At 35.1% G+C, this 15,279-nt stretch carries 9 protein-coding genes; 2 read left to right on the plus strand and 7 right to left on the minus strand.

Going from position 1 to position 15,279, the window contains the following annotated elements; translation table 11 throughout:
- Positions 1 to 11: 11 nt before the first annotated feature.
- From EYD45_RS00445 to lysA, 4 genes are all read right to left on the minus strand, one after another.
- A complete protein-coding gene (locus EYD45_RS00445) occupies positions 12 to 749 on the minus strand; it encodes a hypothetical protein (protein ID WP_130962380.1) in 738 nt (245 codons plus the stop codon).
- A gap of 171 nt (positions 750 to 920) precedes the next feature.
- Positions 921 to 1,664, minus strand: coding sequence for a LytR/AlgR family response regulator transcription factor (locus tag EYD45_RS00450; RefSeq protein WP_130962381.1), 744 nt, complete (start codon positions 1,662 to 1,664; stop codon positions 921 to 923).
- A complete protein-coding gene (locus EYD45_RS00455) occupies positions 1,664 to 3,553 on the minus strand; it encodes a tetratricopeptide repeat-containing sensor histidine kinase (RefSeq protein ID WP_130962382.1) in 1,890 nt (629 codons plus the stop codon). Before EYD45_RS00455 ends, EYD45_RS00450 begins: the two co-directional genes overlap by 1 nt.
- A gap of 85 nt (positions 3,554 to 3,638) precedes the next feature.
- Complete coding sequence (lysA, locus tag EYD45_RS00460) at positions 3,639 to 4,874, minus strand: diaminopimelate decarboxylase (protein WP_130962881.1); 1,236 nt, start codon at positions 4,872 to 4,874, stop codon at positions 3,639 to 3,641.
- 205 nt (positions 4,875 to 5,079) lie between these two features.
- Between lysA and sucC the strand changes: the two genes are divergently transcribed.
- A complete protein-coding gene (gene sucC, locus EYD45_RS00465; protein WP_130962383.1) occupies positions 5,080 to 6,270 on the plus strand; it encodes an ADP-forming succinate--CoA ligase subunit beta in 1,191 nt (396 codons plus the stop codon).
- 35 nt (positions 6,271 to 6,305) lie between these two features.
- Here sucC and EYD45_RS00470 read toward each other — a convergent pair whose 3' ends face one another.
- A complete protein-coding gene (locus EYD45_RS00470; RefSeq protein WP_130962384.1) occupies positions 6,306 to 6,584 on the minus strand; it encodes a DUF1456 family protein in 279 nt (92 codons plus the stop codon).
- 370 nt (positions 6,585 to 6,954) lie between these two features.
- On the opposite strand from EYD45_RS00470, the gene EYD45_RS00475 reads away from it, so the two are divergent.
- Positions 6,955 to 7,368 (plus strand): TerB family tellurite resistance protein, encoded by a 414-nt coding sequence (locus EYD45_RS00475; RefSeq protein ID WP_130962385.1) that lies wholly within the window; start codon positions 6,955 to 6,957, stop codon positions 7,366 to 7,368.
- A gap of 54 nt (positions 7,369 to 7,422) precedes the next feature.
- Here EYD45_RS00475 and uvrB read toward each other — a convergent pair whose 3' ends face one another.
- The gene (gene uvrB, locus EYD45_RS00480) at positions 7,423 to 9,426 is read right to left on the minus strand and encodes an excinuclease ABC subunit UvrB (protein WP_130962386.1); all 2,004 of its coding nucleotides are present in this window, start codon (positions 9,424 to 9,426) and stop codon (positions 7,423 to 7,425) included.
- A 24-nt stretch (positions 9,427 to 9,450) separates the two neighbouring features.
- The gene (locus tag EYD45_RS00485; RefSeq protein WP_130962387.1) at positions 9,451 to 15,189 is read right to left on the minus strand and encodes a T9SS type B sorting domain-containing protein; all 5,739 of its coding nucleotides are present in this window, start codon (positions 15,187 to 15,189) and stop codon (positions 9,451 to 9,453) included.
- Positions 15,190 to 15,279: the final 90 nt, after the last annotated feature.

Below are 15,279 nucleotides of genomic sequence, written 5' to 3' on the forward strand. Positions count from 1 at the left end.
TTAAGTTTAGTTTATTGCATACTTAAATCTTTTTCTAATGTGTATGTATAGCTAGATGAGTTTTTAAGTACAGCATAAAATTTTTCACGAATCTCCTTTGTTTTTGCTTTGCCGTGCGCTTTCTCATAGATTTCCCATACGCCAGCTCTTTCCTTATCTAAATCTGCAAAATCCTTAAATGGAGTCGATACAAAGTAACTCATACCTTCTCCTGCCATATTGCGGTACCAGTATGCGCGAAATTTACCTTCTTCAGCCTTAACTGTTGAACTCACATCTTCTATAATTTCATTAAAAGCCATACTGCTTTTAACTGTAAAGCTATTCACCCAAACAATGGTATTATCACCTAAAGGGTCTTTTTTGCTTATTTCTAGCATTGGTCTAGCAGTATTAAATTCTGCACTTTTGATATAAGGTACAATAGAGCTTATGGCAATTGCTCTACATGCTTTTCCAGCAGGATCACTTTCATCCATTTCAGCCCAGTTTTTAACACTAGAAGCCATAACATAAACATTACCTTTTCCCTGTAAACGGTGCCACACATTCCATTTTTCTTTTCCGTCATTTTCTTTATAGCATTTATTCCATTTTTTTACGCCATCAGTGAAGTTTGAGTTATGCCCAAATTTTACAGTGAATTCTGTTAAGTTTAAGATAAAGTTCTCATCGTCTTGAGCTTGTGTTGTAATTGGTAGCATTAATAAAAAACATGCCAACACTAAGATTGTTTTAAAAGATTTCATAATTAATAGTATTTAAATGGTTAATGATAATTGAATTCATTCGTTGAATTCTTTACCAAGTAACTAACTATCAATTTGAAATTATATCGATTTAGGACGAAAGTGCTATTTTATTGTCCGAAAGTTTATATTTCTTTATTGAAGTGTATTTGGAAAGAGAAGTACGCACTTTTACAGGGTTTGGAGGCGTTTTAACAATTCCTCCTTTAATGATTTACTAATAGGAATGGCTTTTTTTCCGATAACGATATGACTATTGGCAACTTCGTTAATTTTAGAAATGTTGATGATATATGAACGGTGCACACGCAGAAAATGTTTTGAAGGCAGTTTTTCGTCCATGTCCTTTAGTGTCATTACCAACAAATGCTCCTTAGTTTTTGAATAAATACGACAGTAATTACGTTCTGCTTCAATATACAGGATATCATTGATATCAACCTTAACCATAGAATTATTATGACGGACAAATACACTATCGCTTAAAATAAACGATTCTGAATTTTGTTGTTCTGCATGATCTGGTTCTTTAGTTTCAGAAGCTATTTGACTAATGGTTAATTCTATAGTACGTTGTAGGTCTAGTTTTTTAAATGGCTTCGTAATAAAACCATAAGGATGTGTTGTTTTTGCTCTATTAAAATGTGCATCATCCACATTAGCTGTTAAATAAATAATAGGGATGTTATTATTTTTTTGCATTGCTTTTGCGGTTTCAATACCATCTAAAGCACCTTTTAAATTTATGTCTAAGAGTAAGATATCTGGTTTGTTCGCCTCTATTTGCTTTAAAGCGTCTTCTCCTCTGGGAACAATTCCAGTAACTTCATAGCCCAATTCTGTAAGTTGAAGTGAGATATTGGCAGCAATAATCATTTCATCTTCAACTATAAGTATTTTGGTTTTATCTTCCATTATGCCGCAGTGTCAAGTGAAAATACAAATTCTACAAGTGTACCACTTTCTGATTTTTCAACCATTTTACCATTCAGTTGTTGGGTAAGAAGGCTTACCAACTGAGAACCAAATCCTGTACCTTTTGGAGCCAAACCTTTTGTTTTTCCAACACCATTATCCGCAACTATTAGCTTTAATAAATTATTGTCAGTTTTCTTCAGGCTAATACTAATCTCGCCATTATCTTTTTCAGGAAAAGCATATTTTAAGGCATTTGTGAGCAGTTCATTTACAATTAAACCAATAGGTACAGCCGTATCAACATCTAAATTAAGATTATCCATGGCACACTTAATGCTTACCTTGTCGTCTGCATCAAATGTATCTAAAATACCTTCGCTTAAATTGATGAAGTAATCCTTCATTTCGATACTTCCTAAGTTTTCACCTTGATAAAGTTTTTGATGAATAATTCCCATAGATTGCACCCTATTTTGGCTTGCAATCATTGCGTCCCTTGTAGCACCTTCCTCAATTTGTGCAGACTGTAAAGCGATTAGACTCTTGACCATCTCTAAATTATTTTTAACGCGATGGTGTATTTCTTTAAGAAGTAGTTCGTTTTCAGCATTTTTTGCACGAATAATTTTTGTGGCTTTTTTGTTTTTATTGAAAAAATAAAACAGTGAAAGCAATAATAAACCTAACAAAATGGCAACGGCGATAAATAAATTTTGCGTTTTGGTTTTTTGTTCTATCAATGCCGCTTGAGAAGCTATTGCTTCATCCTTTTTATCGGTTTCGTATTTTACAATGGTTTCTGCTTCGATATTTTCAATCTTAGCTTCTAGATTATCTATTTTGTTGTTGTAAGCTATGTTTCGATAATGAAGTGCATTTTTAAAATCTCCTAACTTTTCATAACATTCTGCTAAATCTTGGTATTGGGTTATCATAGTATTTGAGCCCTTTTTTTCATAGGCCATTACACCAGCGTAAAGATGTTTTAAAGCCTTTTCATACTCATTTTGCAGTAAATAAACTTGCCCAATTTCGGTTTCATATGTAGCACAGCGCTCCTCACCAATATTGGCAGAACATAATTCCCAGGCTTTTATAAAATCTTTTAGGGCATTATCATAATCCTTAGCTTTTACATAAACTTCACCGCGGTACGAATGCGCTCTAACTGGAATAAAAATTTCTTCTGATGCTTTAGACCTTATAATTTCTAAGCAATAATCAGCAGCCTTGTAAGCTTTTTCAAATTCCCCTAACTCACCATACCCTTTAATGAGACTAAATTGTGCAATGGCTACGGAAGCATAGTTTTTTGTTTTTTCTAGAATTGGGATCGCTTTGTTTATGTATTCGATGGATTTTTCGGGTTCTTCCATAACTTCATACAATACACCAAGTGACCTGTACGAAGTGCCCAACCCCGCTTCATCATCCATAGCTTCATATAGATGAATTGCTTTAAATAGGGCATCTTGGGCTTTATCCAATTCCCGCACGTTCAAATAATCTATGGATAATGTCCTATAGGTATCGGCAATTTTCTTTTTATCATCAATTTTAATATAATTTTCTAAGGCTTTTTCCGAATGATGCACTATGGAATCTGGCGAAAATGTACCATTATACCCATGCCAATTTGCTATTTCTTCATGAACTTCTGCGATAAGTTTTGCATTCTTAGTTTTTAAACTACGTTGGAGGGTTTGAAGGGCTATGCTGTGAAAGTGGTCTAAATCTTTTCCTGTGTAGGCATGTGTTCGCATCCATGACATGCAGGAATCTATAGGTACTGTTTTTGCGTTTTCGAGATTTAGAGTTGTGTTCTGAGAGAATCCAGTGCATATCAAAAAACACGCAACTAGACTTGTAATGATAGTTTTTATCATACGTTTTTTTTGGTTGGGATTAAGAAACTTAGGGGATTTTAAAGATATAAAAAAAAGTGCTACTATTTTAGTAACACTTTTCGTTTTATACCGTTGCAGCTTTTTTCTTTTGCGGAGAAAAATCTACCGCAATTTGATTATGTATGATATCATCAAAAGTTTCGCGCTTTCTAATCAAATGGGCTTTATCTCTATACCATAAAACCTCTGCTGGTCTGTATCTGGAATTATAGTTACTTGCCATAGAGAAACAATAAGCCCCCGCATTTTTAAAGCGCAAAATATCGCCTTCTTTAATTTCGTTGATACGTCTATTGTTTCCAAAAGTATCCGTTTCACAGATATATCCCACTACAGAATAAAAACGTTCACGACCATTAGGATTGGAAATGTTGTCAATTTCATGATGAGACCCGTAGAACATTGGTCTTATTAAATGATTGAAACCAGAATCCACTTGAGCAAAAACCGTCGATGTGGTTTGTTTTACGGCATTTACTTTAGTTAAAAAATGCCCTGATTCACTCACGAGAAATTTACCAGGCTCAAAAGCTAAGGTTAAATCTTTACCGTAGTCTTCACAAAACGCGTTGAATTTACTGGATAATTTTTTACCTAGTTCTTCAATATTAGTTTCAATATCACCAGTTTTATAAGGCACTTTAAAACCTGATCCGAAGTCTATAAATTCTAAATTTTTGAATTGTTTAGCAGTTTCAAACAATATTTCGCTAGCGTACAAGAATACATCTATATCTAGAATATCACTTCCAGTGTGCATATGAATACCATTAATGTTCATTTTGGTATTTTCAACAATACGTAACAAATGAGGTATCTGGTGAATGGAAATACCAAACTTAGAATCGATATGTCCTACTGAAATATTAGCATTTCCACCAGCCATTACATGTGGGTTTATACGAATACAAACTGGGGTTTTAGGATGCTTGGTTCCAAACTGCTCAAGTATGGAAAGATTGTCAATATTAATTTTAACCCCAAGTTTTGCTGCTTCTTCAATCTCATCTAGAGATACGCCATTTGGTGTGTAGATAATTTGATTTGGTGAAAAGCCAGCTTCCAAACCAAGTTGTACTTCCTGAATTGAAACCGTATCTATACCAGACCCTAAAGTTTTCAGTAACTTCAGGATAGATATATTTGATAATGCTTTTACGGCATAATTTATCTTTAAGTGTTTAACACCTTTAAAAGCATTAGTTAATCTTTTATATTGTGATTCAATTTTCTCTCCATCATAAACATATACAGGGCTTCCAAACTCGTTCGCAATCTTTACTAAATCGGTATTTTTCATCAGTACAATTATAATTTCAGACAAAGATATTTTTTTAGTTTCAAAAACAAACAAATAACCAAATATTATACAAATTAAACAATGTGTTAATTATTTAACAAATGATTTCTGTTGCTGATTTCTAAAAAAAGTCAATACTGCGTTAAATATTAGAATAATTACAAGTGATTATTTACTTTTGCTTTTCTAAAACAATGAGCAAATTATGAACTTACACGAGTATCAAGGAAAAGAGATATTAAGCAATTTTGGTGTGCGCATTCAACGTGGTATTGTCGCCCAAAATAAACATGAAGCAGTAGCAGCTGCAAAACAACTAACGTCTGAAACAGGTACAAGTTGGCATGTTATTAAAGCGCAGGTTCACGCAGGTGGACGTGGTAAAGGTGGTGGTGTAAAGCTTGCTAAAAATTTGAATGAAGTTGAGGAAATTGCAGGACAAATTATTGGAATGAATTTGGTAACTCCTCAAACTTCTGCTGAAGGAAAGAAAGTACATCAAGTACTAGTTGCTGAAGACGTGTATTATCCGGGTGAAACTGAAACAGACGAGTTCTATATGTCAGTGCTTTTAAATAGAGGAACTGGGCGCAACATGATTATGTACTCAACAGAAGGCGGTATGGATATTGAAACTGTAGCAGAAGAAACGCCTCATTTGATATTTACCGAGGAAATTGATCCAGCAGTTGGCTTATTGCCTTTTCAAGCAAGACGCGTAGCTTTTAATTTAGGCTTATCAGGTACGGCTTTTAAGGAAATGACAAAATTTGTTACTGCGTTATATACCGCATATGTAAAGTCTGATTCTTCATTGTTTGAAATAAATCCAGTTTTAAAAACTAGTGATAATAAAATAATGGCGGTTGATGCTAAAGTTACAATAGATGATAACGCGCTATACAGACATAAAGATTACATTGATTTAAGAGATTTAAGAGAAGAAAACCCTATAGAAGTTGAAGCTAAAGAAGTTGGTTTAAACTATGTGGATTTAGACGGGAATGTTGGCTGTATGGTAAATGGGGCTGGTTTAGCCATGGCGACTATGGACTTGATTAAGCAAGCAGGTGGCGAGCCGGCAAACTTTTTAGATGTAGGAGGTACTGCCGATGCAGCTAGAGTAGAGGCAGCCTTTAAAATTATCTTGAAAGATCCAGCCGTAAAAGCTATTTTGATAAATATTTTTGGCGGAATTGTACGTTGTGACCGTGTAGCACAAGGCGTGATTGATGCTTATAAAAATATGGGTAATATTGCCGTTCCTATTATCGTTAGACTGCAAGGCACTAATGCCGATATTGCAAAGGAATTAATTGACAATTCTGGGCTGGATGTGTTAAGTGCTACTGAATTTCAGGAAGCTGCGGATAAGGTTCAAGCGGTTTTAGCATAAACATTACTTGATAAAAAAGTTTAAAGGGCGATACTTTATGTATCGCCCTTTTTTTGTTTTCTATGCTCTCCCTTCGGTGTTGATTTTTGTTTTGGCGGCATAGGACCTCTTAAATGAATTATCAAACCGTTCAAAAAATTTCTTAGGATTTGATCTCCACACTCCATATATTTTGGATGATCCTCTCGTCTAAAGAAAGCACCCAATTCACTTTTTGAAATTCTAAAATCTACTAAACCAAGAATCTCTACAATTTCATCATCACGAAGTTTTAATGCTACCCTCAACTTCTTTAAAACATCATTGTTTGTCATATGTTAATTATACTTATGTTTCAAAAATGCATTTCATCGATTTTGCAATGAGGCTAATGCATTTCTAGCGTTTTTTCAATAATTCCAAAGATACTTCATTATTTCTTCTTTTTGAGGTTCGTTTTTTATTTGGTAACAGCTTTTTAAATATCTAATTATCAATTATTTATGATTATTTTAATTGCAAAATATCACGAATATTTAAAATGATAACATACGTTTTTTTTAGACTAAAAAAATTATGGATTGATAAAATCGACAAAATAGCCGATAAATAACGCTTAGTTTTTCGATAAGAGGTGTCATATCTACGATTAGTACAAAACCTTTCTGTGTAAATTTATACTGTAATAAAAATGACCCTCATAGAATGATTAATAGAATGGAAAAATTGAGTCTCTTATCAGAAATGATTGCCTTCGCGCAGTATGATAAGGACATTCAAGATATTGAATATAACTTTTTACTAGGAGTAGCTAAACAATTAGATATTTCTCGTGAAGATTTTGACTATTTAATCAATCACCCAGTAAATTACACACATTTAAAATCTCATAGCGAACGCATTGTTCAATTTCACAGATTGGTTTTATTGATGAACATTGAACAGGAACACGGCAGAAATACGGCATCTGCCGGCGTAATAAAGCTTTACAATTTTGGGCTACGTATGGGACTAAGCCATGAATCAATTTCGAAAGTATTGTATTTGATGGAGAGTTTCCCAAATAAAATAGTACCACCTGATGTTTTGATAGATATTTTTAAAACACAGTATAACTAATTAATGTTGACGAAGGTAGGTCGTTAATCGGCTGTTTTATGAAAAGCTAAAGGTTTAAACCTTTAGCTTTTCTAATTTATCCTGATAGTTTTTTATATCATCTCTTAATTGCGCTGCAACTATAAAATCTAGAGCTTTAGCTGCCTCTTCCATGAGTTTGCGCTTTTCTCGAATTTTCTTTTCCAACTCTGGTTTGGTTAAATATTCGCTTTCTGGTTCGGCTGCTCTAGCGGCTTCCAATTCATAACTATAGGTACTTACAGAATTTTTAGCCAACGCATTATCCAAACTTTTATTTAATGCCTTTGGTTTAATATTGTGCTCGGTATTGTATGCAATTTGTTTTTCACGACGGTAATTCGTTTCGTCTATAGTTTTTTGCATACTATTGGTTATTTTATCCGCATACATAATGGCTTTACCATTTAAGTTTCTTGCTGCTCTACCAACGGTTTGTGTTAGCGAACGGTTAGAACGTAAAAACCCTTCTTTATCTGCATCCAGAATTGCAACAAGAGATACCTCGGGCAGATCTAAACCTTCACGGAGCAGGTTAACACCAACTAGTACGTCAAACAAGCCTTTTCTTAAATCTTGCATAATTTCTACGCGCTCTAAAGTATCTACATCACTATGTATGTAGCGACATCGAATTTGAATACGATCTAAGTATTTGGTTAATTCCTCTGCCATTCTTTTGGTTAGCGTAGTAACCAAAGTACGTTCGTCTTTTTCAACACGAACTTGAATTTCTTCAATTAAATCATCAATTTGATTCAAACTTGGACGCACTTCAATAATTGGATCTAACAATCCAGTTGGGCGAATTACTTGTTCTACATAAATACCATCTGTTTTTTGCAGCTCATAGTCAGCAGGAGTAGCACTTACATATATAACCTGATTTTGAAGTGCCTCAAACTCTTCAAACTTTAAAGGCCTGTTGTCCATTGCAGCTGGCAGTCTGAACCCATATTCTACGAGATTTTCCTTTCTGCTTCTGTCACCTCCATACATGGCGTGTACTTGCGAAATGGTAACATGGCTTTCATCTACAACCATCAAATAATCATCTGGAAAATAATCTAACAAGCAAAATGGACGTGTACCTGGAGCTCTACCATCCAGATATCTAGAATAATTCTCAATCCCAGAGCAATACCCCAATTCTCTTATCATTTCTAAATCAAACTCAGTGCGTTCTTTCAAACGTTTTGCTTCTAAATGCTTACCAATGTCTTTAAAATAGTCATGTTGCTTCACTAAGTCGTCCTGAATTTCTTTTATCGCCCCTTGAAGAATTTCTGGCGAGGTCACAAACATATTTGCAGGATAAATATTCAAACGATCGTACTTTTCAATTACGGCATTAGTTTGAATATTGAAGGACTCAATATCTTCAATTTCATCTCCAAAAAAATGAATACGGAAAGCGTCATCTGCATAACTGGGAAATATATCTACCGTGTCTCCTTTTATTCTAAAATTACCATGACGAAAATCTGCCTCGGTTCTAGAATATAGACTCTGAACCAATTGGTGTAATAACTGAGTTCTAGAAATCACTTGATCTCGTTTGAGCGTGATGACATTTTTTTGAAACTCAATAGGGTTGCCAATACCATATAGACAAGAGACTGAAGCTACTACCAAAACATCACGTCTTCCTGAAAGTAGGGAAGAGGTAGTGCTTAACCGCATTTTTTCTATCTCTTCATTGATTGATAAATCTTTTTCAATGTAAACACCAGAAACTGGAATATAAGCCTCTGGTTGATAGTAATCATAATAGGATACAAAATACTCTACAGCATTGTTTGGAAAAAACTGCTTAAACTCAGAGTATAATTGAGCAGCAAGTGTTTTATTATGCGCCAAAACCAATGTTGGGCGTTGTACCTCTTGAATTACGTTGGCTACAGTAAAAGTTTTACCAGAACCGGTGACCCCTAAAAGTGTTTGGTATTTTTCACCTGAAGTAATGCCATCTGAAAGTTGAGTAATGGCTTCTGGTTGATCTCCCGTGGGATTAAACTCTGATTCTATTTTGAAATTCATTCAGCAAAATTACGGAAATACTGCTTACCTTTTTAAGGTAAAATGTCCCATAAATGTTCTGCCATCTTCAAGATTCACTTTAAACCAATAATCGTCCGTTGGCATGAGCTGCCCATTATACGTGCCATCCCAACCGTTGGAAGAGGTTAGTAATTGTTTTATGAGTTTACCATAGCGGTCGTAGATATAAATGGTACTATTGGCTTGTGTACTTTCATCTACACCTTTAATATTCCACGTGTCATTGAAGCCATCGCCATTAGGAGTAAAAAACCTGAAATATCCAACTACCGATATGTTTAAAGTAGAGATACCACAAATGGGATCACGCACGTAGATAGTATAAAACCCTGGTTTTACCCTATCAAAAAATGGATCACTTTGATAATTGATGAGGTTTGAATCTTCTTCTACAAGCGCATATTCATAATTGCCGCTACCTAGATTTGTTGGATCTATTGTAACCGAGTTGTTTTCAGAAATATCAACTATGCTAACATCATCCAATGTAATTGTTGCTTGTTCGGAGGCGTCAACCACTATTTCCCTAGATCTAGAACAGCCTGTACCATCGGTTTTGGTTAAAGTTATCGTATACGTGCCTGGGTTTGAAACATCAATATCCCTATCATTTGAAATAAATTGATTGGTTGCGGTACCATCTAAGCTCGTCCACAGCCATTCATAAACAAATACTTCAGACGGGCTATCTTCAAAGGGTTCTAAATTAATTTCAAAAGTAGGATCTGAAGTACATACAAGTTGAGGTGTGATAACAGAAAACTCGGGTAGTGGGTTCACAACCAAATTGATAATAGTGTTATCTGAGCAAAATGTGTTCGTTGGGTTAAACACTTCAACAAATATAGTTTGTGATGAAGAAATCAAGGGATTAGGCAAACTACTCTGATCGATTAAAAAATTACCATTTTCATCAATATAATCATAATTGATTTCCATTCCTGTTTGACCGCCTAAAATTGTATTGGTAAATGTTGATGTATCAAAAGGATAGATACCATCGTCATCAATATCTCCTGAATCACCATCGCAAACAATTTGTTGCGGGATTGGATTTGCTATAGGTTGAATATCTACTATAAAGTCTACAAAAGTTTCATCAAAACAGGCACCATCGGGATCTTGAGTGTTGTTATTAGTAACTCTTACCGTTATGGTTTGGTTTTCTGTTAAGAATACAGGCTGAATAGGACTTGTTACTGGCGTGCCATCATTATATAACAATGGGCTTCCATTATTGTCAAAATATGTTATTGTAACATCTGATGGATTTTGTCCGTTTAGTATTTCGTTTTCAAGTTGAGAGACATCAAAAGGGTAACTTAATATATTATCTGTAATATCAGAATCGCATTCTCTTTCTAAAGTTACAGGATTCGCAATAGGCAAAGCTTCTACATTTAATAAATCGGTAAACTCTTCAAGCCCTAAACAGTCATTGCCTAAATCGCTTTTCACCCTAACCCAAATACTTTGAGCGTTTGGTGAATTTATATTTTCATGATTCGCAATATTCATTATCTCATTTGTCTCTAACTCAGCATCGGTAAGGCTTTCAAAAAAATGTACCGTAACATTTATAGTACTAAACACGGTTGTAGAAATTTCGTCTCTAATTGACGTTAAATCAAATATAGCCGTTCCATCTCGGTTATCAGCACCATCATCACATTGAAAAATTGGATTTGGACTGTAAGATGCTAATGCTGCACTACTTGGACTTACCTGAAGTGTTATAGGTGTAACTCTGAAACAACCATTTGGGTTTTCAACACGTATATATTTAGTTTCTGGAGTAAAGCCTAATCCGTCTTGATATGCGTCAGGAGTAACAATCGCATTAGCTGAATTTTCGGCATCAACCTGAGTTTCATAATAGGTAAAAGTAAGGTTTTCAGATATAAAGTTTGGGTTTATCTCAGCCCTTATATTATCTAGTGTGAGATTAAATAATGCTTGACCATCGTTTGAGTCATCATCGCATTGTACATATGTATTTGGTGTATTTACTTGTGGTAAACTAAAAACTTCAATTTCAAAAGATGTGTCTGAAAAACAATCAGTTAAAAGGTTATTGGTTACTCTAGCATATATGGTTTGAAGGTTTACTACGGTGTTATCAAAAGCGGTTGGTGTGATGATTTGATTTGTATAAGCGGCATCAGTGTAATAGGTAACCGTAAAATCTGTAGCAGATTGTCCGTTTAAAATATCTGTTTCCCTAAGTGTTAAATCAAAAGTTATAAATCCATCAGTATCTGTTCCAACCGATGTATTATCACAGTCCTGAATCCTTGCAATATTTGCAGCATCAGCAGGAAATGAAGATTGGTATACCTCCACATCAAAACTAGATGTAGCGAAGCAGGTTGTATTCGCATTATTTTCAACACGAGCAAAAATAGTGGTATTTGTAGTTTCTAATGGACTTGCTATCGCATTTGTATTGTTATCGGCATCAGCTTGTGAGGTATGGTATGTAATTGTAACGTTAGATTGTGTGCTGATATTAATATTTTGACTCAACAAATCAAACGGCATGCTACCGTTGTTATCGTCATCACATAGCTGTAACGTTGGTGCAATATTGGCTATTGGTAATTCTATTACGGTTAGTTGTATTTCATCAGAATATAATCCGCAACTATTGCCATTTCTATTTAGAAAAGCTCTGTAAAAATTAGCGTTAAATGCTAGTGGTGTATTAGCAATAAGAAGGCTAGAGGTTTGCGAATCACTATAAATAGCATCGTCTACAATGGCGTTCCAGTTTATACCGTCATTTGAAACTTCCCATTGAATGGTATCAAAAGTTGTTGATACTAATGAAATATTATTGTCTGAGCTTTCACAAACTTCTAAATTCATAGGTTGCGTGGTAATAAGAATTGGAGCTGCATCCAAATAATCTGCATTTGGAATGGTATAGCCATCCGACGCATTATTCACTAAACCATTTGTGTCTACGGTAACACTATTATCGCCTAAATAATCATCGTTATTAGCATCTGAAAATCCAGCTTCAATAACATCGCTACAGCCATCACCATCACTATCTGCATCAATATAGCTGAACGTAGAATCGGCGTCTAAATCGTTTAAGGTATAACCAATTACATTGCTGTCAGGTGTAGTTTCAGCGGCATCCGCCCAACCATTAATGCCATAATTTGGCCCGTCTTCAATACCATCCAAATTGGTGTCAGAGAGCAGTCCTAGTTCACCTGTTTCAATCAAATCTGAAATCCCATCATTATCACTATCTAAATCGTAAAAATCCAAAATACCATCCCCGTCGGTATCTATTGGACTAAGAGATATATCATAAATATCATCTAAACCATTTAAATCTGCATCTGTTGCAGAAAGGGGCACTAATGCGCCTTGGTTCTCCACAAAATCTGGAATACCATCATTGTCACTATCCAAATCAAATTCATCTTTAACACCGTCATTATCGTTATCTTTTTTGAAGCATGTAAGGGAAAGGTTGCCGTCAAATACCGAAGATTGGGCTACACTCGTAGATCTATGGGTGAAAATAAATCCGTCAACTTGATTTGCGAATAAGTTATAGGGCGTTGTGCCGTTTGGTGTTGGATTAATTTTAAAGTGAATTTCCGATCCTGATATTTGCGTAACTCCTGTTTCAAAAATGCCATCAAAATTTGAGTCTACAAGTAATCTATCGTCAGGATCTACGAGCGTGATGTTTTTATTGGATGGTAGAATTTGAGCAATAAAAAATTCTTCATTAACAATATTGTGTGTAGCTGAAATATTCTCAGATAACTTTACATTTACTGGCTCATTAAAATTTAAGGTATAAATATTTTCAGAATTTGAAGAAGGAAGCAACGTACTTGTATAATTACCAGTACTAGTAGCAGTGAAGGTATTGGTGCTTCCAGAGCTATTTGTTTGCGCATAAGAACTGCTAGGTATGCTTGTGTTCACCGTTCCATCTTGAAACTCCAATTGTGGTAGATTGATATTTGACAAATTCATAACTACATCCCCCCTAGATTCGGTACAATTCAAAATACCGTCATTATCGTTGTCTACATCAATATTATCTATTATACCATCGTTATCCCTGTCATCGGGACAAATACTAACGGGCACTTCGGTGGATTCCAAACGTTCTAATGTACACGTAATAATACCAATTAATTTATATCTACCAGGTACGGTAGGCGTTATGCTAGTAGCTGTTATTCCTAAGTCTACAAAACCTGCTCCAGAACCATCGTCAAATTGCCATTCAAAACTATCAAAATTTTGAGCGTTTGCAGCTTCTAGAGTTATATTTGGGATACAATTACCAAGTGCAACAAATTGTGTATCAAAATTAATTTCTGGTGCAGTAGGAAAACCAGAATAAAAACTACCTGATGTGGCGGCTCCATTTACATTAAAATATGCTACGTAAAGCTCATCACTGCCTTGAACAGATATGTTTCCTGTTAAACCAGTAACCCGATAGGTTACATAGTCGTTATTTCCAGTTACCGCATTTGGCCCATTACTAGCAAAATTGGTTAACGGCAAGTTATTAATGGTTACTGTAGCGCCAGTTCTGGTAACGATTGTAAGTCCTCCGCTAAATACTGTGCCTCCAATTCTATCTATATTGGCTATGTTATTAATATTGCCTCTTGTTTCACAGCTAAGTGGGGGTACAAAGAACATGCCTTGATTTGCCTCTGAATTACTTCCTCCCACACCTTGATAGGCAAAAACAGGCTGAGACGTTTCGACGTACATGTTACCGCTAACGTTATAAGCGTTACCTTCAATTATTAAAAACTGTCCAGCATTTAAAGTGGTTCCAGTGGCATTTCCATTAACGCTTACGCTTGTGTTATCAGTGTGTGCTACAATTAAGATATTTTCCCAATCGTTCGGTCCGTCACCTCTAACAAATATATACTCATTTCCCACTTTACTTAATCCAACAATTTGATCTATACCATAGTCTCTAGCCCCACCAGTGCCAAAGCTTCCATTTGCTGATCCACAATTTACCACAATGGGTTTATCCGAATTTACTAAGCAGCCTATCAAACCATCTCTATTCACAAGGGCATCAAAACTGTTTAAGGCTATAGTGTAGCTCTCGCCTTCATTTAAAGTAACAGTTACAGGAACAGCACCAGTATAATTTTGTATTATAAGGTTATTCGCAAGGTTACTAAAATTTACTTGTGTATTATCTTCCGTAGCCATAACCGACACAAAATTGAGATAATTATCTTGTGGATTGGCGTTTGGATAAGTACCTATTCTAAAAATATTGCCGAGGGCAGATGCTCCTTTACTTACCAATGCTCCAGCTTGAGCACCACTAGTAGCACCAATCATCCTTACTGAAACGTAAATGGGTGCTTCAGATTCAATTATATAGCCTCTGTTATTTGCAACAGTGCTTGTTTGTCCAGGAGGGATGAACAACTGTGTGTTACCTCCGTTACCTATCGCAATTTCGCTAGGTAATGCATTTGAAACGGTACCAGAGATATTAGAAGTAGGGGGTTGACCTACTAATGTAATGGTATAGTTTACAGGATTTGCAGATGGTGTTGACAGATATAAATATTGATCCTGAGGAAGGGAACTATTGGCATCTGCATAGGTTAATGGTGGTATATAATGCTTTTTACTTAACTGAGAAAAGCCTTTATAACTAAAACAAACCATTAGGCAAACAAGCAGTTGTTTTAAGACAGAACTATTAATCATTTTAAATAGGGCCAATTTTTTTTAACTGATGCTAAATATAGAGTATTTAAGTTTTTTAGACTTAAATAAACGCTCAAGGTTTAATTTTTA

It is taken from the genome of Hyunsoonleella flava, from assembly GCF_004310325.1.
GTDB lineage: Bacteria > Bacteroidota > Bacteroidia > Flavobacteriales > Flavobacteriaceae > Jejuia > Jejuia flava.

What these genes read in the sequence shown, in the direction of transcription:
- EYD45_RS00450 (WP_130962381.1), bottom strand. Translation starts at nt 1,664, where the DNA reads ATGGAAGATAAAACCAAAATACTTATAGTTGAAGATGAAATGATTATT.
- EYD45_RS00485 (WP_130962387.1), bottom strand. Translation starts at nt 15,189, where the DNA reads ATGATTAATAGTTCTGTCTTAAAACAACTGCTTGTTTGCCTAATGGTT.
- EYD45_RS00445 (WP_130962380.1), bottom strand. Translation starts at nt 749, where the DNA reads ATGAAATCTTTTAAAACAATCTTAGTGTTGGCATGTTTTTTATTAATG.
- sucC (WP_130962383.1), top strand. Translation starts at nt 5,080, where the DNA reads ATGAACTTACACGAGTATCAAGGAAAAGAGATATTAAGCAATTTTGGT.
- lysA (WP_130962881.1), bottom strand. Translation starts at nt 4,874, where the DNA reads ATGAAAAATACCGATTTAGTAAAGATTGCGAACGAGTTTGGAAGCCCT.
- EYD45_RS00470 (WP_130962384.1), bottom strand. Translation starts at nt 6,584, where the DNA reads ATGACAAACAATGATGTTTTAAAGAAGTTGAGGGTAGCATTAAAACTT.
- uvrB (WP_130962386.1), bottom strand. Translation starts at nt 9,426, where the DNA reads ATGAATTTCAAAATAGAATCAGAGTTTAATCCCACGGGAGATCAACCA.
- EYD45_RS00475 (WP_130962385.1), top strand. Translation starts at nt 6,955, where the DNA reads ATGATTAATAGAATGGAAAAATTGAGTCTCTTATCAGAAATGATTGCC.
- EYD45_RS00455 (WP_130962382.1), bottom strand. Translation starts at nt 3,553, where the DNA reads ATGATAAAAACTATCATTACAAGTCTAGTTGCGTGTTTTTTGATATGC.